15 protein-coding genes and 1 pseudogene are annotated in these 24,371 nt (G+C 60.0%); 10 read left to right on the top strand and 6 right to left on the bottom strand.

Features of this window, described 5'->3' with window-relative positions; all coding sequences use genetic code 11:
* Positions 1–188: 188 nt before the first annotated feature.
* The 4 genes and pseudogenes from BW14_RS12300 to BW14_RS07475 all read left to right on the top strand — a co-directional run bounded on the left by BW14_RS12300 (position 189) and on the right by BW14_RS07475 (position 4,574).
* Positions 189–818, top strand: coding sequence for an extracellular solute-binding protein (locus tag BW14_RS12300; RefSeq protein WP_258185259.1), 630 nt, complete (start codon positions 189–191; stop codon positions 816–818).
* Complete coding sequence (locus BW14_RS12305) at positions 815–1,537, top strand: extracellular solute-binding protein (protein WP_258185258.1); 723 nt, start codon at positions 815–817, stop codon at positions 1,535–1,537. The genes BW14_RS12300 and BW14_RS12305 overlap by 4 nt, the downstream gene beginning before the upstream one ends.
* 171 nt (positions 1,538–1,708) lie before the next feature.
* A complete protein-coding gene (locus BW14_RS07470; RefSeq protein WP_140463486.1) occupies positions 1,709–2,809 on the top strand; it encodes a glycoside hydrolase family 172 protein in 1,101 nt (366 codons plus the stop codon).
* A gap of 374 nt (positions 2,810–3,183) precedes the next feature.
* Positions 3,184–4,574: pseudogene (locus BW14_RS07475) on the top strand (ABC transporter substrate-binding protein).
* A gap of 330 nt (positions 4,575–4,904) precedes the next feature.
* Here the strand turns inward: BW14_RS07475 and BW14_RS07480 are convergent.
* Positions 4,905–5,912, bottom strand: a complete 1,008-nt coding sequence (locus BW14_RS07480) for a LacI family DNA-binding transcriptional regulator (protein ID WP_140463482.1) — start codon at positions 5,910–5,912, stop codon at positions 4,905–4,907.
* Positions 5,913–6,260: 348 nt separating this feature from the next.
* Between BW14_RS07480 and BW14_RS07485 the strand changes: the two genes are divergently transcribed.
* The gene (locus BW14_RS07485; RefSeq protein WP_140489923.1) at positions 6,261–7,115 is read left to right on the top strand and encodes a carbohydrate ABC transporter permease; all 855 of its coding nucleotides are present in this window, start codon (positions 6,261–6,263) and stop codon (positions 7,113–7,115) included.
* The gene (locus tag BW14_RS07490; protein WP_140463478.1) at positions 7,112–7,948 is read left to right on the top strand and encodes a carbohydrate ABC transporter permease; all 837 of its coding nucleotides are present in this window, start codon (positions 7,112–7,114) and stop codon (positions 7,946–7,948) included. The genes BW14_RS07485 and BW14_RS07490 overlap by 4 nt, the downstream gene beginning before the upstream one ends.
* An 843-nt stretch (positions 7,949–8,791) precedes the next feature.
* Here the strand turns inward: BW14_RS07490 and BW14_RS07495 are convergent.
* Both BW14_RS07495 and BW14_RS07500 read right to left on the bottom strand, forming a co-directional pair.
* Positions 8,792–10,549 carry a glycoside hydrolase family 13 protein gene (locus BW14_RS07495; protein WP_140489925.1) on the bottom strand — a complete coding sequence of 586 codons (1,758 nt, stop codon included), beginning with the start codon at positions 10,547–10,549 and terminating at the stop codon, positions 8,792–8,794.
* A 158-nt stretch (positions 10,550–10,707) separates the two neighbouring features.
* Complete coding sequence (locus BW14_RS07500; RefSeq protein ID WP_140489927.1) at positions 10,708–12,072, bottom strand: ABC transporter substrate-binding protein; 1,365 nt, start codon at positions 12,070–12,072, stop codon at positions 10,708–10,710.
* A 320-nt stretch (positions 12,073–12,392) separates the two neighbouring features.
* Between BW14_RS07500 and BW14_RS07505 the strand changes: the two genes are divergently transcribed.
* From BW14_RS07505 to BW14_RS07520, 4 genes are all read left to right on the top strand, one after another.
* Positions 12,393–13,046, top strand: coding sequence for a YesL family protein (locus tag BW14_RS07505; RefSeq protein ID WP_140489929.1), 654 nt, complete (start codon positions 12,393–12,395; stop codon positions 13,044–13,046).
* Positions 13,047–13,049: 3 nt separating this feature from the next.
* Positions 13,050–14,111, top strand: a complete 1,062-nt coding sequence (locus BW14_RS07510; RefSeq protein WP_140489931.1) for a LacI family DNA-binding transcriptional regulator — start codon at positions 13,050–13,052, stop codon at positions 14,109–14,111.
* A 269-nt stretch (positions 14,112–14,380) separates the two neighbouring features.
* Positions 14,381–15,778, top strand: a complete 1,398-nt coding sequence (locus tag BW14_RS07515; protein WP_140489945.1) for a glycoside hydrolase family 32 protein — start codon at positions 14,381–14,383, stop codon at positions 15,776–15,778.
* A 204-nt stretch (positions 15,779–15,982) separates the two neighbouring features.
* Positions 15,983–17,296 (top strand): ABC transporter substrate-binding protein, encoded by a 1,314-nt coding sequence (locus BW14_RS07520; RefSeq protein ID WP_140489933.1) that lies wholly within the window; start codon positions 15,983–15,985, stop codon positions 17,294–17,296.
* 235 nt (positions 17,297–17,531) lie between these two features.
* On the opposite strand, the gene BW14_RS07525 is transcribed toward BW14_RS07520, so the two are convergent.
* The 3 genes from BW14_RS07525 to malQ form a co-directional block, all read right to left on the bottom strand.
* A complete protein-coding gene (locus BW14_RS07525) occupies positions 17,532–20,093 on the bottom strand; it encodes a glycoside hydrolase family 31 protein (RefSeq protein WP_140489935.1) in 2,562 nt (853 codons plus the stop codon).
* Between the two features lie 173 nt (positions 20,094–20,266).
* Positions 20,267–21,280: a LacI family DNA-binding transcriptional regulator gene (locus BW14_RS07530; RefSeq protein WP_140489937.1), complete on the bottom strand. Its 1,014-nt coding sequence runs from the start codon at positions 21,278–21,280 to the stop codon at positions 20,267–20,269.
* 269 nt (positions 21,281–21,549) lie between these two features.
* Complete coding sequence (malQ, locus tag BW14_RS07535) at positions 21,550–23,757, bottom strand: 4-alpha-glucanotransferase (protein ID WP_140489939.1); 2,208 nt, start codon at positions 23,755–23,757, stop codon at positions 21,550–21,552.
* Positions 23,758–24,371: the final 614 nt, after the last annotated feature.

Below are 24,371 nucleotides of genomic sequence, written 5' to 3' on the forward strand. Positions count from 1 at the left end.
TCGAACCGGTTCGACTGCATGCTTACGCAACGAGGCAACACCTGAGCCGGACCAATAATCCACTCCAACGCATAACGAAATGCGCTACAGCAAAACCGGCTGCACCAACGGTGACGCATGCAGTCCGGCACCCCGTACAACCACAAGTGCGAGGCGGCTCCGTGGCCGCAGATGAAGAAAGGGAATCCATGAATAAGCTGTCCAAAGGAATTGCCCTGATCAGCGCCGCAGCGTTGACGCTGGGACTGGCCGCATGCGGCTCAAGCACGAACAGCGACGCAGGCCATGTCTACTTCCTGAACAACAAGCCGGAAGTCGTCGACCAGTGGAACGAACTTGCCGACATGTACACCCAGGAAACCGGCGTGCAGGTCGACATCCAGTCCGCCACTTCCGGCAGCTACGAATCCACGCTGTCGTCCGAGCTGGCCAAGAACAACGCCCCGACCATGTTCGGTATCGGCGGCTTCGACCAGTACGCCAAGTACAAGAACTACCTCGAGCCGCTGCAGGACTCCGAAGCCTACAAGCTGCTCAACGAGCAGGGCAAGCAGATGGCCCACAAGGACGGCGACGACGTGTACGGCCTGCCGTACGCCGCCGAATGGTTCGGCATCATCGCCAACAAGAAGATCATCAACGAGTACGCCAAGAAGAGCTACTCGGTCATCAAGTCCTTCGATGACATCAAGGATTTCGCCACACTCAAGAAGGTCGCCGACAGCATCCAGCAGCACAAGGACGACCTCGGCCTCGACGGCGCCTTCTCCACCCCGGCCTCGACGCCTCCAACTACTACCGTTACGCGTCGCACATGACCCAGGTCCCGGTCGCCTACGAGTACATCGATGAGGGCGTGGACTTCGAGAAGGAGCTCAAGGGCACCTACCTCGACAACTACAAGGCCCTGTGGGATCTCGAGATGAAGGACAACCCGACCGAGAACACCATGCTCGGCTCGGTCAACTACGAGGATTCCACCGCCGAGTTCTCCACCGGTCGCGTGGCGTTCTACCCGAACGGCGTGTGGGCCTACTCGCAGATCAAGGACAACGACGTGGCCGACGAGGACCTCGCCATGCTGCCGTACTACATGGGCTTCCCGAACGAAAGCAAGTATGCGGCGAACTCCATCTACGACATCTCCTGGTCCGTGAACAAGAACGCATCCGAGAAGGACAAGAAGGCGACGCTCGACTTCATCAAGTGGATGGTCACCAATGACGACGCCAAGAAAATCCTCGCCAAGGACATGGGCTTCGCCGTGCCGTTCACCACGTTCGACAGCGAAGACTTCCAGCCGGACAACCCGCTCACCAAGTCCGCGCTCAAGCTGGAATCCGATGGTCTGACACCGATCCACGGCGCCTACATCCCCGGTCAGGCATGGGCCGACGGCGTGGCCAACGCACTGCTCGAATACGCCCAGGGCACCGGCGACTGGAACGGCGTCAAGAAGGCGTATCTCGACGATTGGACCAGCGCATGGAACGACTACGAGTCCAACTTCGGCATGCTGCCGCCGGTGCACAAGTGATGCGCGCGCATAAGCAACGAATGCGATAACCGGCAGCCACGGACAAAGCAGTTGACATCGCTGCAATCGTCATAGCTGCCCACAACACAGTGCGGTTCCGTCGTCGTGCGTCATGCACGGCGGCGGAACCGTTCGCGTAATGGTTCGTGTAATGGAAGGAATAGATTGACGATGATTGCCGACCTTGGCTCATTGATGACCCTGCGACGTGAGTCCAGCCGCGCGATCAACGCGGAGAATCCGACCGGGGAGCCCGGCCGCGGCGGCATCGCCGCCAGCGAACTGGGCCCGTCGCGCAAGGGCAGCCCCTGCCTGCGCAACATTCCCAGCGGCGAAACGGTCACATTGGCCGACATCGACGGCCCCGGCTGCATCCGTCATATCTGGATCACCGTCGACGAAAAGACCACGGACGCCGACTGTTTCGTGCTGCGTGATCTGGTGCTGCGGTTCTACTGGGATGACGAAAGCGAGCCGAGCGTGGAGTGCCCGCTCGGCGATTTCTTCTGCTGCGGATTCGGCCGCGCATGCCTCGTCAACTCCGAACCGGTGGCCGTGGTGCCCAACCGCGGGTTCAACATGTTCTTCCCGATGCCGTTCGCCAGGCACGCGCGGGTGACGCTCGAGAATCAGCATGCGAACACAATCGGCGCGTTCTTCTATCAGATCGACTACAGCCTGTACGACGATCCGCTGCCACCCGATACCGCCTACTTCCATGCGCAGTGGCGTCGCCAGCGGCTGACCGAGCTGGGCAATGATTATGTGGTGCTCGATGGCGTACGCGGCTCGGGGCAGTATGTGGGTACCTATCTGGCGCTGACCACGCTCGAACGGTACTGGTGGGGCGAAGGCGAGTTCAAGTTCTATATCGACGGCGACCGCGAATACCCGACGATCTGCGGCACCGGTACCGAGGACTACTTCGGCGGCTCGTGGAGCTTCGCCAAGCAGGTGAACGGGAAGACCGTGGAGCAGAACTACTGCACGCCGTACATGGGGTATCCGTATTACTCCGCGCACGATGAACTGGTGCACAACGATTATCACAACGACGACTGCCCGCCGATGCGCGGCTTCTATCGCTGGCACATCCCCGATCCAATCCGTTTCCGCTCCGATCTGCGCGTGACCGTGCAGCAAATCGGCGTGGGCCATCGCGGCTTCTTCGAGCGGCAGGACGACGTGGCATCGGTCGCGTACTGGTATCAGCGCGAGCCGCATGCCGCATTCCCCACGCTGCCGGATCGCGAGTACCGCTGGCCGCGGTGACGAGCGCAATGAGACGAGGCGGGCGAGGAGCAGATTCCATGCTCTTCGCCCGCCTCATTGCGTTGGCGCGAAGGATGCGGAAGTCTACGGAAGAATCACGGAGGATTTTCGAAACGACTGGTTCAGTTCTCGGCCAAACTACGCCCGCGACACGCGGGGAGTGACGTAATCGCGCGAGAAGAATGACACAGTTGCAAACGTTTATTGCAATCGCTTGCAGTCTGTAAAACGGCGAAAACAGCGGTAAAAATGTGCGGTTTTGATTACTTTGTCTATCCGGGATTAGCTGTTCTGCCGAGAGATGGATTGCACTCGTTTGCATTCTTCTGGGAAACAGTGCATAATAGATTCTGTCGCCGGAAGCAACGGTGCCGATGGCGCCGACTCAACGAAGATGGGACCGGCAGCATTTAGGGAAAGGTTCGAAGATGAATCGTACAATCAAATCCGCAGCAGCGATATTCGCCGTGGCAGCCATGTCCATCAGCATGGCCGCGTGCGGCAGCGACACCAACTCCAACGCCGAGGGCGGAGACAACGGCAAGGTCTACTACCTGAACTTCAAGCCGGAAGCCGCCGATCAGTGGAAGGACCTGGCACAGGCCTACACCGACGAAACCGGCGTAGAAGTCACGGTGGAGACCGCGGCATCCAACACCTACGAGCAGCAGCTCAAGTCGGAGATGGCCAAGTCCAACGCCCCCACCCTGTTCCAGGTCAACGGCCGGTCGGCTACGCCAACTGGAAGGACTACACGGCGGACATGTCCGACACCGAGGTCTACAAGCAGCTGCAGAACCCGGATGTCGCACTCAAGGACGGCGACAAGGTCGTCGGCGTGCCGTACGTCATGGAGACCTACGGCCTGATCTACAACAAGGACATCCTCAACAAGTACTTCGGCCTGTCCGGCGCGAAGGCCAAGTCTATCGACGATATCGACTCCTTCAAGACGCTCAAGGCCGTCGCCGACGACATGCAGGCCCGCAAGGATGAGCTCGGCATCAAGGGCGCGTTCACGTCCGCCGGCTTCGATTCCAGCTCCGACTGGCGATTCAAGACCCACCTGGCCAACCTGCCGCTCTACTACGAGTTCAAGGAAGACAACGTCACCGAGCAGCCGGCCACCATCAAGGGTACCTACCTGGAGAACTACAAGAACATCTTCGACCTGTACATCACGGACTCCACCACCGAGCCGTCTCAGCTGAGCTCCAAGACCGGCGATGACGCGAACTCCGAGTTCGCACTCGGCGAGGCCGCCTTCTACCAGAATGGCACCTGGGCATGGACCGATCTGCAGAACGCCGGCATGACCGCCGAGCAGGTGGGCATGATGCCGATCTACATCGGCGGCCCGGACGAGCAGGACGAAGGACTCACCACCGGTTCCGAGAACTACTGGTGCATCAACTCCAAGGCCTCCGAGGCCGACCAGAAGGCCACCGCCGAGTTCCTCAAGTGGGTCATCACTTCCGACACCGGCAAGGAGGCGCTGAGCACCGAGATGGGCTTCACCACCCCGTTCAAGACCTTCGATGACGTCAAGACCGACAATCCGCTGGTTGCGGCCGCCGTCGCCGATCAGAAGTCCGGCAAGACGCAGGTCAGCTGGAACTTCACCATGATGCCGTCCGAGCAGTGGAAGAACGATCTCGGCAACGCGCTCCTCGAGTACGCACAGGGCACCCAGAGCTGGGATGCGGTCAAGACCGCGTTCGTGGACGGCTGGGCCAAGGAGTACTCGGCCGCGCACGCGTCCTGAGTCCGACTCCAGCGCAATAACCGACCAGCATGCCGCGTCAGAAGTTCGTTGATTATATCGTCGGCTCCCCTTGTCAGGGGAGCTGGCCCGCAAAGCGGGACTGAGGGGTAGTTACTCGTCAACGAATTTCCGACGCAGGACACTAGCACAACATAAATCGCACAACTCAATACAACATAACTCAACAGTGTCATGAGCGCTCAACGGTTCACCCAGCGTCCGCCGTCAGCAGCATCGCCCCAGTCGGCTGTCAGCCCATGACCACGCAACATCAACGAACGGGGTTTCGATACCATATCGGAACCCCGTTTTTACGATGGTGTCTGGTCGTCAGCCCTTCGCCTCGGTCGTGCTGGACCGCACCAGCAGCTGCGCGGGAAAGACCTCAAACGGCTTGGCCGTCTTCCCTGTCTCGATGAGATCAAGGGCTTTGAGCGCCGCGCTTGTCGCCATCGCGATCGGATCCTGCCGCACGGTCGTCAGCCCGACCTCATTGGCGTAGAAGCTGTCGTCGTATCCGACCATGGACACGTCGAACGGCACACGAAGACCAGTGCGCGCCAGCTGGAACATGAGCGGAATCGCGATACCGTCTTCTTGGCATGCGATGGCGGTCGGCATGCGATCCATCGAGAGCAGCTCGGTGGTCGCCCGGCTGATGCGGTCGTCGCCGTCCGCGATGACGATGGTGGTCAGGTCGATACCGGATTGTTCGCATATCTGCGCGAACGATTCGTATCGCTGCTGCACGCTGAAGTGCAGCGTCACGGCACGATCGGTGCGGACGTACGCGATGCGCCGATGCCCCAGCCCGATAAGGTGCCGGGCGAGCAGCTTCGACCCCTGATCGTCGTCGATGTTGACCGCAGCGTTGAAACCGGTGTTCGGCATCACGCAATTGATGCCGACGATTGGCACACCGACAGTGACCAACTGGCTGATCTCGTCGGTATCGATGTCGAACGAAGCGACGATCACGGCGTCGGCGTTGCGGCGTATCGGCAGCATGTCGAAGAACTCGCGGCGCTCCTCAATGCTGGAGATCTGGAAAATCGACAGGTCGTAGCCGTTCGCATGGAACACTTGGTTCAGTCCTTCGATAATCGAAGCGCTGAACCATAGGCGGATGTGATCGCTCATCAGCAGGGCCACGCGCAGCGCGCGCCCGGACTTGAGCACCATGGCTGAGCGGGAGATCGAGAAGTTCAGCTCCTCGGCGATGGCCAGCACCTTGGCTCGTGTCGCTTTCGACACGAGCTCCGGCCGGGTGAACGCACGGGAGACCGTGGAGACGGAAACGCCGGCCTTGTTGGCCACGTCTTTGATGTTGGTTCCCATGCCGGTCTCCTTTGCAGCGAGATACGTCTATGACACAACAATAAACGCGGACGGCGTCGACCACGAGCTGAACAGTCGATAAGACAACGTTATCATGCGTGCTAATCTGCGTTGGGAATGCCGAGAAATCAGTATTTCCAGTATTTCACTCTGGTGTTTGACGGCGAGGAAGGAGTGGTGGACACGCCTTTTATGACAACGTTTGACCATCGGTCATACGCGTGGTATGGTAACCTTAAACCGGTTCGATTTGGTGCTATTCAGCACTAAGGAGACTGAACAATCCCAAATTTGGACCACTCGCACGCGGTAGTGCGGGTGTGCTCAAGGAGGAGAAAGTAGGCTGGCATGATTTCTATGACTGGCAAAGCGATTCGCAGGTGGTGGGCTTTGTTCGCCCTGCCTACGTTCGCAGCATTCATGATTGGTTTCGTGGTGCCCTTCATCATGGGCCTGTACCTGAGCTTCTGCAAGTTCAGCACGGTGACGGACGCCCAGTTCATCGGCATTGACAACTACGTCAACGCGGTGCAGGACAAGGAGTTCTGGAACGCATTGGTGTACACAGTGCTGTTCACAATCGTGACGACCATCGTGATCAACGTGGCCGCATTCGCGATCGCATACATGCTCACCAAGAAGTTCGCAGGCACCAACGTCTTCCGTTCGGTGTTCTTCATGCCGAACCTTATCGGTGGCATCATCCTGGGCTACATCTGGCTGCTGCTGCTCAACGGCGTGCTGGCCCACTGGGGTTGTTCGATCACCTCCTCGGGTGTGTATGGCTTCTGGGGCATGGTCATGCTGTACTGCTGGCAGCAAATCGGCTACATGATGATCATCTACATCGCCGGCCTGCAGGCGCTTCCGGGCGACGTGCTCGAAGCCGCCGCGGTTGACGGCGCAACCAACACCCAGACGCTGTTCCAGGTCACGATCCCGCTGATGATGCCGTCCATCACCGTGTGCTCGTTCCTGACCGTCACCGGTGGCTTCAAGATGTTCGATCAGAACCTTGCTCTTACCAACGGCGCCCCGTCCAACAGCTCCGAGCTGCTGGCCCTGAACATCTACCGCACGTTCTACGGCCGCGCAGGCTTCGAGGGCGTCGGCCAGGCGAAGGCCGTCGTGTTCTTCATCATCGTGGCGCTGATCGCCATCATCCAGAACCGTCTCACCACTAGCAAGGAGGTGTCCGCATGAGCGAGAAAGTCAAGCATCCGGTACTGTGGACCACGCTGTTCACCATCATCTCGCTGGCTTGGGTGTTTCCGATCGTCCTCGTGGTGATCAACTCGTTCAAGCAGAAGGCATACATCAGCCGCAACGCGTTCTCGATTCCGACCGGCAAGGCGTTCGTCGGACTGCAGAACTACACGCGCGGCATCAAGCGCACCAATCTGATCGAATCCTTCGGCTGGACCGTTGTGGTCACGGTCGGCGCAGTGCTGCTCATCCTGCTGTGCACCTCCATGTGCGCATGGTGGATCGTGCGTGTGAACAACCGCACCGCGAAGTCCCTGTACCTGCTGTTCCTGTTCAACATGATCGTGCCGTTCCAGATGGTCATGTTCACCCTCTCCAAGATTGCCGATATGCTCGGCCTGAACACTCCGTGGGGCCTGTGGATCGTGTATCTGGGCTTCGGCGCCGGTCTGGCCGTGTTCATGTTCACAGGCGTAATCAAGGGCATCCCGCAGGAGCTTGAGGAGTCCGCAATGATCGACGGCGCCTCCGTGCCGCGCATCTTCTTCCAGATCGTGCTGCCGATCATGCGCCCGTCCGTGATCTCGGTCGCCATCCTGCAGGCCATGTGGATCTGGAACGACTTCCTCCTGCCGTACCTGACGTTGGACATGCGCCGATTCAAGACCATGTCGATCGCCATCCAGTACCTCAAGGGTGGTTATGGCTCGGTGGATATGGGTGCCATGATGGGCTGCCTCGTGCTGGCCATCATCCCGATCATCATCTTCTACCTCGTGTGCCAGAAGTACATCATCAAGGGTGTGATGGCTGGCGCCGTCAAGGGCTGACGATTACAAGCCGAAGGGGGGCTTCCCGGATTGTTCCGGGAAGCCCCCTTTCGTATGCGCATTGGAGCGCGCGGCTCTGGCCTCTTTCTTCACCGAACTGGAATACACCTAGTATCTTGCGTCAGCAATTCGTTGAATACATTGGAGGCTCCCCTTGTCAGGACAGCACCGTAAAGCAAACAGCGGAGCTGTTTGTAGGTGCTGTGCGAGCCGACAGGCGAGCCGGCAAACCGCGCGCGAAGCGCGTCCCTGATTGCAGGACGAGCTGTCGGCATAGCCGACTGAGGGGTAGTCATCAGAAAGCTAGTCGACCTTTTGGGCTCTCCCCCAGTCAGCTTCGCTGACAGCCCCCCCTCGTCAGAGGGGGCCAATCCGCTTAGACAATTGCGAGACAGACCACTAGCATCTCTAGACATGCAGAATCATGCCAACCCGCAATTCGACTGACGAGCCACATATCTTGCTTACGAGGGGCTGATTTGGGGGTTGCGGAACATCTATCTGCGCTACGAGGGGCTCTCGCCTGTGGTACCGCGCCCTGAAAACCGCGTCATCCCAACGCCGTTAAACCGTTTTGGGGCGTTGATACTCCAGTGGGCAGCCCCTCGTAACGCAGATAGACCTTCCCGACAGCCCAAATCAGCCCCTCGTAAGCAAGATAGGCAGCATGCAGCTTATACAACCCCTCACGCCCACGTCACCACCGCGTATGCCCGCCCGCGCGCAGTCCTTTACAACACGGCTGCACCCCTCTCTGTACATCCACGCGCCCAACAAGGCATACAAAAAGCGGCTTCCCGGGAAGACCCAGAAAGCCGCTAAGGGAAGGAGGAGAAAGAAAATTTAGTCGAGCAGTATCCAGACCGTGGTGTCCTGCGGCAGAGCGCCGTCAGCGGTCAGATCGCCGGAGGCGAGCACGACCTCGCCGGCGGGCAGCGTCAGCGCCGTCGCACCGAAATTGGTGTAGCTGGCGAAACGGCGTCCGTCCGTGCTGGGGCGGGAGTACGCGATCACGTCGTGTCCGGCATCGATGGCCGCGCAGTCCGCAGTATCGGCGGTTGCGGTAAGCAGCGAAGCGCGCAGAGTCAATGTGGCCCGATACAGGTTCAGCATCGACGCGTCATCCGCAGCTTCGGCGTCGGCGGCATAATCCTTGTACCACAGTGGCTGCGGCAGATGCGGGTCCGCGCTGGCCGAACCGTCGGCCTTCTTCGCCGGGGAGAATCCGAACGATGCCCCGGTGCCGAATCCCTCGTTCCAATCAGCGGGTGCAGGCACGTCGGCGGCGACCCACGGCAGAGGCACGCGGCAACCGTCGCGACCCTTTTCGATGAACCGTTCGCGGGTGAAGAACGGGGTCGGGTCCTCGAGACGATCCCACGGGATGTCCGCCACTTCAGGCAGACCGAGTTCCTCGCCCTGATAGATGTACACCGAACCGGGCAGGCCGAGCTCCATCAGAATCGCCGCGCGCGCACGCTTGGTGCCGAGCTCGCGATCTTCGAAGTAGCTGGTGCCGTCGCGCAGCAGCCAGTCCTTGGCGAGCTGGTGATGCGACGAGGCGGGCACCTGCGGAAGACCGTAACGCGAAACGTGACGCGGCACGTCATGGTTGCTCATCACCCAGGTCGTCGTCGAATCGTGCGTTTCCTCGGCGGAGCGCAGACCGGCGAGGATTGCCGCGCGCATCGCGTCCACATCCCAGTTCGCTTCGGCGAATTCGAAGTTGAACACCTGGCCGAGTTCATCGGTGCTCGCATACAGATGCTGGTGTTCCGGCACGACCCATGCCTCGCCGACGGCGAATCGCGGCGGGTTGTACTCGTTGAACACCTCACGCCATTCGCGGTAGATGTCGTGCACTTCTCGACGGTCCCAGAGCGGGCTCGTGAAGTCGTGGCAGAGGCCGTGCTGCACGGCCAGCGGGTCCATCTGGTCAAGCGGCGTGGATTCCAGATCCTTGGCCAAGCCATGCGCTACGTCGATGCGGAAACCGTCGGTGCCGTGATCGGACCAGAAGCGCAGGGTCTTCTTGAACTCCTCGTGGATGTCCGGGTTGTTCCAATTGACGTCCGGCTGCTGCTTGGCGAAGATGTGCAGGTACCACTGGCCGTCGGGCACCTGTTCCCACGCCGGACCACCGAACAGGGAAATCCAGTCGTTCGGCGGCAGCTCGCCATGCTCGCCACGGCCGTCGCGGAAGATGTAGCGGTCGCGTTCGGGCGATCCGGGTCCTGCGGCCAGCGCCTCCTGGAAGAAGACATGCTTGTCGGCGGTATGGTTCGGCACGATATCGACGATGACTTTGATGCCGGCTTCGTGCGCGGCAGCGACCATGGCGTCGAAGTCGTCCATGGTTCCCAGACGCGGATCGACATTGCGATAGTCGATGACGTCGTAGCCGCCGTCCGCCAGGTCGGAGGGATAGAACGGGCTCAGCCAGATGGCGTCTACGCCGAGCGTCTTGAGATAGGGGATTTTCTCGGTGACGCCTGCGATGTCGCCAAGTCCGTCACCGTTGGCGTCTTTGAAGCTACGCGGATAGACCTGATAGACGACAGCTTGCTTCCACCAGTCATCGCGCTTGTTATTCGCGGTCACGGGTTCCCTCCTTATGGCGTATATCGCCATTTATTATATGGTGTACGTTCGTACATAATTACTGCAATCGCGTCGGCCTCACGCACCATTATTGTGCTGCGTGAAACCGACGCGACGCATGGCGCCGAGCGCAGTGCTCGTACGCTACTGGCTACTGGCTACTGAGCGTCGAATGCCTTGGATTCCGGCAGCATGCCGAGGACGTTCTTGTTATTGTCCCAATCCTTCTTCCAGCCGTTCGTGAACGCGCTTTCAAAGTCGGACCACTGGCCGCCGCCTTGCACGTAGTTGAGCAGCGCGCTGGCCAGATCATCCTGCCACTGCTGGCTAGGCAGCGGGAAGCTGGTGACGGACTTCTTGCCTTCATCCGCGTAGGAGCGGGCGAGCTTGGTAAGCGGGTTATCCGGCTGATCGTCATCGCCGAACGTGGTGAACGGGACCGAGAAGCCCATCTCCTTGGAGAGCGCATTCTTGCTCTCATCCGAAGAGACCATCCACTTGATGAAGTCGAGCGTGGCCTGCTTGTCCTTGTCGGACGCGTTCTTGTTCACCGCCCACGAAGCGTCGTACGCGCCTGCAGGGCCGTACTCGTCTTCTCCGTCGATGCCCATCCAGTACGGCAGCATGCCGAGGTCCTCGTCAGCCACGTTGTTGTCCTTGATCTGGGTGTAAGCCCACACGCCGTTCGGGTAGAACGCGACGTCGCCGAGCGCAAACTCAGAGGTGATGTCGTCGTAGGTCTTCGAGCTGAGCATGGAGCTCTCAGTCGGGCTGTTCTTCACTTCGAGATCAAACAGATCCTTGTAGTTTTTCAGATAGGTGCCCTTGAGATCAGTGGTGAACGTGGTGTTGTCGTCACGGAATTCGTAGAACAACGGCAGTCGGGTCATATGTGACACGAAGCGGTAAGGGGAGGAGTCCAGGCCCGGCGTCGCCATCGCAGCCTGGATGCCGAGGTCGTCCTTGTGCTTGTTCATGTCCTCGACGACCTTCTTCAAGGTGTCGTAGTCCTTGATGTCGGCGTCGGACTTGATGACTGCGTAGTCCTTCTTGGCGTATTCGTTGACGATCTTCTTGTTGTAGATGATGCCGTACCACTCGGCCGCATATGGCAGGGTGTAGGCGTCGTCGCCGACCTTATGCGAGTTGGTCTTGCCTTCGTCGTTGAGCAGCTTGTACACGTCGGTATCCTGCAACGGTTCGAGATACTTCTGGTACTTGGCGAACTCGTCGTAGCCGGCGATGGTGAACATGGTCGGAGCTTCGGACTTGGCCAGTTCGGAGGTCAGCGTGGGCTCGTAGCTGCCGGAGGACGCGGTCTGGATGTCGACCTGCACGCCGGTCTGATCGGTGTAGTCCTGCGCAAGTTGCTGCAGTTGATCGACCACCTCAGATTTGCTATTCAAGAAATAAACATGACCCTTATTCGGATCGGCCGCAGTGCTTCCGCAGGCGGCGAGGCTGAACATGGTGACGGCCGCAACGCCTGCGGCGAGGATTCTCTTCATGTTCATGGTGCTCATCGGCGTTATGCTCCTTCCGCATATACCGAACATCTATGTCCGGCGATCTGTTCTTCTCAAAGGGGCCTCTGAACTATGCTCAGCGACTCGTTACTGTAAGCGTTGATGACAACGATATCACGCGATGCAATCATGTACATAATCGGCGTGTTACCGGGGATTACTTGATATTTCAAGCGTTTTCTCATACCATCCGATTGCAGCTCTGGTGAATACGTTGCCAAGGTACTGTGCATGAATCGGCAAACAGGCGACTCCCCGTGGGCCACGCCCGCTACAATGACGTGTATCCATCCGCCCGCCCCTCAAGGAGATGAATCATGGGCTTTATGTCTCCGGATTCCGCATTCATGCGCGGACTGAGCAATACCGTAGATGCCATCTGGATCAACCTGCTCATGATCATCACCAGCATTCCACTGATCACCATCGGCGCGGCGCTCACGGCCGGACACGATGCCGCGCGGCGCGTGGCAATCGCGGAAGGTCATGTCACCGCGAACTATTTCAAGGCATTCCGCGCGAATTTCCTCAAGGCCACGGGGCTATGGATTATTTTCGGCACCACGGGAGCCGGCCTCGTGTATTCATGGGTGGTGTTGCAGATCACGCCGCTGCTCATCCCCAAAATCGGTCTGACCTTGGTGTGGATCATCGGATTCGAATGGGTGTGGGCGTTGCAGGCGCGCTTCGAGAACTCCTTCGGCGGAGTACTGGCGAACGCGTTCATCTTCGGCGTCTCGCGCATCGGTGCCACATTGGTATTGGTCACGATCGACGCTATCTTCCTCGGCCTGCTCGTCGCCTCATGGGTCTACATGCCGCAAGGCCTGTTCCTGCTGATAGTCCTCGGCTACGGATCGGTGCTGATGCTGCATGTGCCGATCCTCGAGCGCGTATTCGCCGCATACGTCGCCCCGTCTGACGCGTCAGACACGTCCGCCCCGTCCAGCACGTCCCCGCAAAGGCAATAGCGCATGGGCAAAGTCACACTGCAGGACGTTGCCAAGGCGGCTGGAGTCTCCACCGCCACCGCATCATGGGCGATCAACGACAACAAGAACGTACGCATTCCCGAAAACACGCGCCGCAAAGTCCGCAACGTCGCCGAACGTCTCGGATACCATTCCAACGCGTTTGCCCGAAGTCTCGCGCGCGGCAAGTCCGATCTAATCGGTTTCATCAGCGATGGTGTCGCCACATCTCCATTCGCCGGACGAGTCATTCAAGGCGCGCAGGACGAAGCATGGCGCAACGGCAAAATCCTGTTGGTAGTCGATACCGACGGCAATGCGACCATTGAGCGAAAGGCCTTTTCGTTCATGCTTGAGCATCAGGTTGAGGGAATCATCTATTCAAGCTGGGTGCATCGCGCCATTACGCCACCTGACGAGCTGGAACGCACTACGTCCGTATTGGTGAACTGCTTTGACGAATCGGGTCGATTCCCCGCTGTGGTCCCCAATGAAGTGCAGGGCGGACAGTCCGCTACCGAGTTGTTGCTGCAGGCGGGGCATCGTCATGTTGCGTTTGTGAACGAGCCAACCGCATCGCCTGCGTCGGTCGGCCGCCTCGAAGGGTATCGTCAGGCACTTGCCGCACACGGATTGGCATACGACCCCGCAATGGTCGTTGACGCAACAGCCGACCAGGAAGGCGGTTACGGAGCGGCCGACGCAGTGCTGAAGACCGGCGCCACGGCAGTGTTCTGTCATAACGACCGCACTGCCATGGGTTTGTACGACGCGCTTCGCGAGCGAGGCTTACGTGTGCCCGACGATTTGTCGATTGTCGGATTCGATAACCAGGAGGTCATTTCCGCACACCTGCATCCCGCACTCACGACGGTCGGACTGCCGCAATATGACCTTGGTGTATTAGGCGTACGCTCGTTGCTGACGCTGAATAAGACGCCCGACGCCGACTACGACAGCAGCGAAACCGATCGCATCGAAGATAGCAAAACGCACCGCTTCGAGCCATTGCTGGTGGGCTGCCCTTCAGTGATGCGCGATTCTATCCGCGCCTATCGCGGGTAGTCGGCAGCGCGAGACACGCGCCATTCCTAGAGGTTTGCGTCATGGCTTGACAGGTATGGTTTGAATGTTTATCATATTGCTTAATCGCTTAAATGCTTAAGCGCTTAAATTAAATCAGGACAATACAATAAAGCATGTTTCTAATGCGCGGAGCTGCGCAGTAGAAACAGCCAGGATACCGTTCGCCGCGAAACTGCACACAAGTCCGGTAGCCCGACCACAGAGCAATCGGCGAGCGGTCGTCAACCGACCATATAGGAGTGATGATCATGCCAAAGCTGTACTACCAATTCCCTGGCACGTGGTTCGGCGACTGCATGCCGTTCGGCAAGGGCAACGAGTTCTTTCTGTATCACCAGCGCGACAATCGCAATCCGGAACCATTCGGCGAACCGTTCGGCTGGGATCTGGCCACAACCTCTGATTTCGTGCATTACAAGGATTGCGGTGTAGCCGTGCCGCGCGGCGGGGACGACGAGCAGGATCAGTTCATATTCGCGGGATCGGTGTTTGAAGGGGAAGGGCAATACCATATCTTCTACACCGGGTACAACCGCGATTACCCCCAGCAGGGCAAGCCGGCGCAGGTGCTGATGCACGCAGTCAGCGATGATTTGTACCACTGGACGAAAACCCAGGACGCCATCACCTTCACTCCGCAAGAAGGCTACGATCCAGACGATTGGCGCGACCCGTGGGTCATTCGCGACGACGAACATGACCAGTATCTGCTAATCCTCGGAGCCCGTAAGATCGGCCCGAAAACGCAGCAGACCGGCCGCACGGTGAAGTTCACGTCTAAAGACCTCAAGAACTGGACGTTCGAAGGTGACTTCTGGGCTCCGAACCTGTACACGATGCATGAGATGCCCGATCTGTTCAAGATGGGCGAGTGGTGGTATCACATCGTTACGGAATACAGCGATCGGCACAAGATGGTGTATCGCATGGCCAAGAGTCTCGACGGCCCGTGGATCGCACCCGATGATGACGCGTTTGACGGCAGCGCCTATTATGCCGGACGGACCTTCGAACTAGGCGGACGACGAATCCTCTTCGGCTGGGTTGCCACCAAGGAAGACTGCGATGACGCAAAGAACTTCGAATGGGCTGGCACCTTCGTCCCTCACGAGGTCTACCAGCGTACCAACGGCACACTTGGCGTGCGCATTCCCGACACGGTCTGGGATGCGTTCAACGACCGCGAGCAAATCGTGACGAATGCGGTAATCGACGGTACTGACGCTCGCCGTAACGCCGTGCTGGCCGAGGGCTGCGGAGACCTGTATTCGTTTGAAGCGGACGTCACGTTCAGCGAGGGAACGCGATCCTTCGGTCTCCGCGTCTACCGCGATGAGGCAAGCGAGCGTGGCTATCAGTTCATCTTCCCGATTGGTGAGCATCGCTACGTATTCGAAGGCAGCCCGAACTTCCCGTGGTTCAACTGTATGAATATCGGGCTGGAGCGGCCAATCGAACTGGTTGCCGGGCGTGAATATCACATTCAGCTCATCGTGGACGATACCATCGCCACTCTGTACGTCAATGGCGTCGCACTCAACGCGCGTATGTACCAGCACCCAGGCGACGCATTAAGCATGTTCGTCACCGACGGCACACTCACCGTCACGAATGCGACCATCAGTCGTGGACTCAAGGAGGTGTGAGCCACAGTCACCACCGTATGTTTGCGAACCGATACGTTCGCCTGTGATTCATCCGTACACCATATGAACGCCGCCGGGCGCAACCGGCGGCGGGCCTCCAACCTACGCGCGGCCGGCGGGCACGACTTGTGCAATGACGATGTCCGCTCCCCCGCCCTGTATTGCAACAACAACGAAGTTATGGCATTCCATAGGAGGGAAACCATGAAGAAGATTATCAAAGCAACGGCCGCAATGGCAGCGGCAGGTCTGTCTCTGGGATTGATCGCCGGGTGCGGTTCCGGCGACTCCAATGCAGACAAGGGTCATGTCTACTTCCTGAGCATGAAAGCAGAGCAGGCTGATCAGATTCGTGAGCTTGCAGATAATTTCACCGCAGAGACCGGCATCGAAGTAGATGTCACCACAGCATCGTCTGGCACATACGAACAGACGCTGAAGAGCGAGCTCGCCAAATCCGAAGCGCCAACCGTGTTCGATGTGGACAACAACGACTTCCTCAATTGGACCGATTACTACGCAGACATGTCCGATACGAACATGTACAAGGACCTCACCAAGCAGGACTACGCCATGAAGAATGGCGATGAAATTGGCGCTGTGCCTTACGTGATGGAGCGGTACGGCATCATCTACAACAAGGCCTTGCTGCAGAAGTATTTTGATGCCAACTGGTCAAGCGTGAAGGACGTTGAGACGATCAACAACTTCGATACGCTGAAGACCGTGGCTGACGAGATTCAGGCGCATAAAGATGACCTCGGTATCAAGGGCGCGTTTACGTCAGCGGGCTTCGATACGAGTTCGATCGGGCGGTTTGGCGATCAGCTCGCCCACGTGCCGGTGTATTACGAGTATCGTGATCAAGGCGTGACGCAACTTCCTGCCACAATCTCCGACACATACATTCCGAATTTCAAGAAGATCTTCGACCTGTATATCACTGATTCGACCACGCCGGCCAGCCAGCTTTCGAGCGCCACCATGGATGACGCCAATTCGGAATTCGCGCTTGGCGAGGCCGTGTTCCTGCAGAACGGCACGTGGGGTTACTCGCAAATCAAGGATCAGAACGTACCTGACGAGGACATGGGCGTGCTGCCGATTTATATTGGCGCTGAAGGCGAGGAGAAGGCCGGCCTGACAGTCAGCTTCCTGTACTTTGCGATGAACAAGAACGCTTCCGAAAAGGATCAGCAGGCGACCCGTCAGTTCTTGGACTACATCCTGCAAAACGATGATGCACGCAAGTTGGTCACCGACGAGATGGGATTCGAGACACCGTTCAAGTCATATGCAGAAAACGGATACAAGACCACGAATCCGATTCATCGCGCCAACGATACCTACGCAGCCAAAGGCAATTACGATATTGTGATCTATCCTCTGCCGAGCACGCAATGGGTGATGAGCCTCGGCAATGCGATGCTTGAGTATGCGCAGGGCACCGGCGACTGGGATACGGTCGCGTCCGCCTTCGTGGATGGTTGGGCGTCGGAATACAAGACCACGCACTGATTCGAAGCGACCGGCATTGAAGTGGTAATCGGGACTTAGCGTCCTGATTACCACTCGGGAATAAGCCGCTTAGCATGCTGGTGTGCTCGTGAGCACGTTGCTTACGAGCACACCAGCATATTCCGTATGGGTATCAGGGCGCATTTCCAGATGGACAGGAGAATATGGGCAGCAGAGGGGGCCAAAATACCAACACTGTCTGCCTCACGGCAACGGTCCTGCAATTACGGACGAGCTACGCGCGCAGCAGCGGCTCGGCGATGGCCTGGATCACGGATTCGGGCATGTGGGAATCGTCGAACTCGTGGCCGGGATGGCTGCTCTTGGTGCTTTCCAGCGTGTGCAGCGCATTGAGCGCACGAGCGCCGTCAGCCTTGATGAGCCGGTAGGCACGTTCCTTGGCCAGATAGTCGATCTGTGCGTTGTACAGCACAGTGAACGCATCCTCAATCGCCGGATCGTCGGCGTACCGCAGTCCGTTCGTCGCGTAAATCGACACGGCCTGTGCGACCGGCGCATCCGCAACCGTGACGGACAGGCTCAGCGTCTCGGCGTCGTACGACACATCCGGCACGACCTCAGCGCCGCCAACCGTCACAATCAACTCGTCAGCGGCGACCGGCGCCACACCGGTGAACGTCACCGTCCACGTGCGCTGCTGCGGCACCGCCGCCACATTGCCGGCCACCGGGGCGATCTCGAACGCGTTCACCGCACCACCGGCCTCCCAGCGGAAGTCCATATGCGTCACCGCGAGCGCGGCATCCGACGGCTGCGCCTGGTTGGTGCCATCGTCCTCCTTGAGGTCGAACGTACCGTTCGCGCCCGGGAACACCGCAATCTCCAGATAGCGCGGATTATCCACGGAGTTGAGGCTGCCGTTGAGCTCCTCGTCAAGCGGCTGCAACGGCACGATGCCGCCGGCCTTCGCGAAGACCGGAATGCCATCGAGCCCACGCCACGCCTCGAACTTGCGGCCTTCGGCAGAGCCCGCCTCGTACCGCCGTCCGGTGAAGAAGTCGAACCACGTGCCCTGCGGCAGCCACACGTCGGTTTTCGCCAGCTGCGCGTCGCGGTCGGACGGCGTCACAATCGGCGCGACGATCAGCTCGGTACCGAAGCGGAACTCATGCTCAACCCCGTACGCGGTGACATTTTCCGGCGACTGCCAGTACATCGGCTCGACCAGCGGCCGGCCCTCGGCGGCGGCACGCCAGTTCATCGTGTACAGATACGGCAGCAGTTCGTGGCGCAGACGCAGCGCGTCATCCATCGAGCATTCCGTCTCGGGATGGAAGTTCCACGGCTCCTTGCCGTTGAACGGCGAATCGGACGAATGCAGACGGTTGATCGGGCTGAATGCGCCAAGCTGATACCAGCGGGCCTCCAGCTCCTCGTCGCGGTAGCCGAACATGTGGCCGCCGATATCGTGGCTCCACCAGCCGTAGCCGATGTTCGATGCAGTAGCCGTGAAGTACGGCTGGAACTTGAGCGACTCCCAAGTCACGACCGTATCCCCGGAGAATCCGACCGGGTAACGGTGCGAGCCCGGGCCGGCGTACCGTGAGAACGTGAGCGGCCAGCGACCATCGCGCCCCGAATCGAGATAGTGCATGTGGTTCAGCATCCACAGCGGGTCGAGACCCTTCTGGCGGGTCACGCCGCCCTGCTGCCAGTCCAGCCACCAGAAATCGGTGCCCAGGGCTTCGAGCCCGTGGTGCAGGTCGAAGTACGTTTCCATGAATCGCGGGCTGGTCAGGTCGAACTCGACCGGCTCGCCGCCCGCCGGGTCAATTCCCATGTGTTCGGCGACTTTGGCATAGCCGTCTTCAAATGCGCGGATGCCGTCACGCGGGTGGACGTTGAGCGTCGTGCGCAGTCCATGCTCGTGCAGGATGCGCTGGAATCGCTCGGGGTCGGGGAAGAATTCGCGGTTCCACGTGTAGCCGGTCCATCCGGATCCATACTTCGGGTCGACATCGTCGACCAGGTGCCAGTCCATGTCGATCACGGCCGTGGTGAACGGCAGGCCTTCCTGCTCGAAACGATCGACAAGCTCCAGATACTCGGTTTCCGTGTACCGGTGGTAGCGGCTCCACCAGTTGCCGAGCGCGAAGCGCGGCAGCAGCGGCGTCGGGCCGGTGAGCCTGTAGAAGTCCTGCACGGCTTCGATATACCGATGACCATAGCCGAAGACATACAAATCCTTGCCGGGATGCTCGCGCGGCATGACCCACATGCCGAACGGGTTGGCCTCGCCCTTGACGGTGGCGGCTTCGGCGCCTTCGACAATCACATTCGACGCGGAGTCGTCGATCACCGCCCAACCGTCGCGGGAGACGACGCCGAGCCCCAGTTCGATCTCGCCGTCGACCGCGTCCAGCGTACGCGCAGTACCGCGCAGGTTGCCGTCCTGGGTTTCGCCGTAGTGCCACGTATTCATCTGGGAATTCGCCACACCTTTGACGACGATGCTCAGGCCTTCCTTGCTGAACGGCTGCATGTCATAGGTGAGGCGCAGCGCCGGCGTATCGATGATGAGCAGCCCGTCGCGCTCGGTCTTCGTGAACTTCGGCGGAGTGGCGGTACCGTTCGCTCCATCCGCGCCGTCCGCTCCATCCGACAACCAATCGCGATTGACAACCATTTGCGTGGCGTGGTCTTCGAACTTGCCGTCATCCTGCCATTCGAGGCGAACAAGCGATTCGGTGATGATACCGATGCGCCAACGGTCGCCTTGGATGACCGAAGCCGGGTTCATGCCCGGATGGGTGGCCAGCTGTGGAAAGGTGGACATTGGTGTGCTCCTTTGCTTGTGTTATTTTCCACGTTGTTGTTGGTGTATCTACGAACCGTCGCCGACGTGCGGGCCTCAGACATCGCGATGCGTTCCATATGTGCTCCGTCACGGTTCTTTTCATGTGGATATTGCGGATATGCTGTCACCGACGGCGACACGCATCGGGGCATTTACGCGGCGATGGCCGTGGTGTCGCGCAGCATCAGCTGCGGGGACACGGTTTCGAACCGCGGTTCGGGCAGGGGTCCTTCCATCGCGGCGAGCGCTTTGCGCGCGGCGATGGCGCCCAGGTCATTCGGGCGTTGCCGCAATGTGGTCAGTCCCATTTTGGCACTGAAGGGGATATCGTCGAAGCCGATTACCGACAGGTCACGCGGTACGCGCAATCCATATTGCGGCAACCGATACAGCACCGGAATCGCCATTTCGTCGGTCTGGAAGCAGACCGCGGTGGGCGTGGGCGACATGGTGGTCAGCTGGGCGAGCGCCGCGCCGGTCGTATCCTCATGGCCGGAGCAGCGAATCTGCGCAAGCGTGATGTCAGGATGGGACGCGGCGGCATCGATAAGGCCTTGCAGTCGGTTTTCAGCGCTGAAGCGCAGTTGGCTGCTATCGTCCGGCGCGTCGTACACGTAGGCGATGTTGCGATGGCCGAGTGAAATCAGGTGTTCGAAGGCCGTATGCATGCCCAGCTTGTCGTCAATGCACACCGCGCCGTCGAGTCCGATGGTGGACGGTGTGTTGATGCCGATGAGCGGCACGTTCACGTCTTTCAGACGACTGACCTCATCCGGGTCGATGTCGAACGAGCAGACGATGACCGCGTCCACATTGCGGCGAACCGGCAGTTCGGTGAAGAAATCATGCCGTTCCCGCGCGTTCGACAGACCGTATACGGATATGTCGTATCCGGCCGGGCCGAATACGGAGTTGAGCCCGCGGAAGACATTGGCGTTGAACCAGACGGCAATGGTATCGGCATGCAGCAGTGCGATGCGGAACGATTGGCCGGATTTCAGCGCGGCTGCCGACCGGGAGACCTGAAAGTCGAGTTTCCGCGCTGCGGCGAGGACTCGGTCACGGGTCTTCGGCAGCACAAGATCCGGCTTGGCGAAGGTTCGTGACACCGTTGGCACGGATACGCCAGCCTCTTTCGCTACCGCTTGAATGCTCGCTTTTGTCATGGCAACCTCGCTCATCAACAGTGGATAACAATCCCTCAAAAGACAACGTTATCATACACGAGCGAGAAACATGCACGTCGATCTAAGCCGCCTCATCATGCGGCGGGCGGGCGCAACCGCGCACCCACCCACCGCTAGCGCGTCGCCCATCACTAGTGGTCTGTCTCACTAATAATTGAGCGCTGCGTCTCCTGTCTCTCCCCCAGTCAGCTTCGCCGACAGCCCCCTCGTCAGAGGGGGCCGATACTGGAGACCTGTCGCGCGCGACGTCAGCGTTCGCCGCGCATGACCGCGGCCAACGACAACACACGCGGATTGCTGAAAACCTCCTCGGTATGCACGAGTCGGCCGTCGCCATCCACCAGTGGAATCCGCCAATTGGGGTACTGATCGGACGTGCCCGGCTGGTTCACTGTCGCGTGCTGGCCGGTGCCGTCCACAATCGCCGCCTGACGCAATACCGAAGGCGTGGCCGTCAGCATGCGATGCATCGCCTCGACGATCTCCTGTTCGTGCCCCAGCACATCGGCGGCGGCCGCGGCATCCAGCCACCCGCCGGAGACCAGCACGTCGAGCATCGCTTGACGTTCGGCCGCCGCCGACGCGGCGAACTGCTCGACCGGCTCGGCCAATAGGTGCAGCCGCTCGCGCAGCTGGACATGCTCGAACTCCAGGTATCCGGCCGTCGGAGGCAGATCGTGAGTCGTGACGGACGCCAGCGCCTGACGGCGATAGTCGCTTGGCGGCGCATACGGATCGCCCGCATTCGGAGAGTTGTCGATGCGCGCGAACCAGGCCACATCAGTACCCAGCACACCATGATCAGCCAACACCTGCCGCACATACTCCGGCACCGTGCCCAGATCCTCGCCAATCACCAAGCCATTCGCGCGCGTCGCCTCAATTGACAGCACCGCGATCATGGCACGATAGTCATACATCACATACGCGCCGCCCTTCGCGCCCTTGCCCATGGGAATCCACCACAGGCGGAACAAGCCGAGCACGTGGTCGATGCGCACCGCGCCGGCATGAGCGAACATGGAATGCACCATCTCGCGGTACACGCGGTATCCGGTCGCCTCGAGATAGCGCGGATTGAACGGCGGCTGGCCCCAATCCTGCCCCTGCTGGTTATAGAAGTCCGGCGGGCAGCCGACCGTGACGGAACCGAGCGCGAAGCGTTCCGGGCTCCACCACACGTCGGCGCCGAGCGCGTGCACGCCCACGGCCATGTCCTGCATGAGGCCGAGCGCCATGCCGTTGTCCTTTGCGGCCTGCTGCGCGGCAGCCACCTGCTCGTCGGCAATCCATTGCAGCCAGCGGTTGAACTCGAACAGATCGTGATGGTCGCGAATCAGTTCGGCGACTTCGGGCGACGTGCGGCCGGTGCGGCCGAACCACGAATTCGGCTCCCAAGGCGCGCCCCACACCTCGAACGCGAGGCACCAGGCGGCGAACGCGTCAAGATCGGGTCCGGCCTGCTCCTTGAACCGCGAGAACGCGACCTCGCGCTCGGGGGAGCGCGGATGGTCGAAAATCACGCGCAGAGCCGGGCGCTTCGCGTTCCACGCGGCATTGATGTCCAATGGTTCGGGATCGTCGTTGCGTGCGGCGACCGATGCGTGCAGCGCGTCCACGCGGGTGCGCTCATCGGCGGTCAACTCAGCGTATTCGGGGATGTTCTGCGGCCGGATGTACGTGACGTTGAGGAATCGGCGCGACTCCGGCAGGTACGGCGACGGCTCGAGCGGCGGCACCGGCGCGCCCGCGTGAATCGGATTGATCAGCATGAAATCGGCGCCTGTCTTCGCGCCGGCATCGGCGAGCAGCGTGGTCAGGTCGCCGTAATCGCCCACGCCCCACGACTCGTGCGAGCGAATGGAATACAGCTGGGCCATCCAACCCCAGCGCGGGTGTTCGGCCACGGTGGCCGGCAGCGGAATGCGGGCCGGGGCGACCATCAGCGTGGCCTCGTCCGTGCGATCGCCGGCTGCGACCTGCAACGTGTGATAACCGATCGGCAAATCGTCAGGTAATGCGAGGAACCGGCTCGTGGCGACATTGAGATCGGGAAGGATGTCGTTCTCGTCGCTGTGGCGAACGGTGCCGTCTTCCAGCGTGATCGTCGCCTCCGGCTCGTCGTCGGCCGCGCAATGCAAGGTGATGGTGGCCGGCTCGCCTGCGGTCGCGGTCAGGGTCGAGGACGGCAATATGCGATCGCTGGTCGCAGCATCGGCCGCGGCAAGGGACGCGTCGATTGCCTCTGGGCTGGTGGCGTCGACACCGAGTGCGCCGAGCACATCGACCAGCACATCGTCGGCGATCTCGACGTATGTGCCAAGCTGATCGATGTATGCCGTGGATACGCCGCTCGCTTTGGCAAGGCGAATCAGCGGGCGTACGAGACGCTCAGGGCTTTCATTGCGTTCCGCGCCGTCGATGGACGTGGCGGTGATGGTGCTGGATGCCGTCATTGGTGCTCCTTCTCCTTGCTGCGTGCGTTGTGCGAACGGTGCCGCGTGCGGATGCCGGCCGATGTGCGGTCGGATGGGTACTGCACACGTTTGCTTGACGTGCGACTCGTCGTTGGGTCGGGTCTGTTGAGGCTGTCAGGGACCGTCAGGACCGTTGCATGACGCTATTAACTATAACGTCGATTGACATCGTTTGCAAAGCGGCAAAACATGTTGCGCCTCAAACGGTTGAAAGTACTCGATTGTGTGAGCCGACGGGCGTGTCGCTATGTTTTCCTCCACCGTTTGCAATCCCCGGAAACCGCAAGAAGCCAAGCATATTCTCGAACCGCCTCTCCCCCAGTCGGCTTTACTGAAAGCCCGGCCTCAGAGGGCCGGTACGGCTGACGGTTGGCTCCCCTTGTCAGGGGAGCTGTCGGCGAAGCCGGCTGAGGGGTAGTCATCCGAAGGTGAGTCGACTTGGCTCGGTCTCTCCCCCAGTCAGCTACGCTGACAGCCCCCTCGTCAGAGGGGGCCGAAATACCACTGCTGTTTGCATCACGGCAACGGCCCCGCAATCGCGGACACGCTACGCGCGGCATCCTGCCGGCTCGAGCGCGCCAGCAGGGCAGGAA

It is taken from the genome of Bifidobacterium sp. UTBIF-68 (assembly GCF_006408855.1).
Lineage (GTDB): Bacteria > Actinomycetota > Actinomycetes > Actinomycetales > Bifidobacteriaceae > Bifidobacterium > Bifidobacterium reuteri.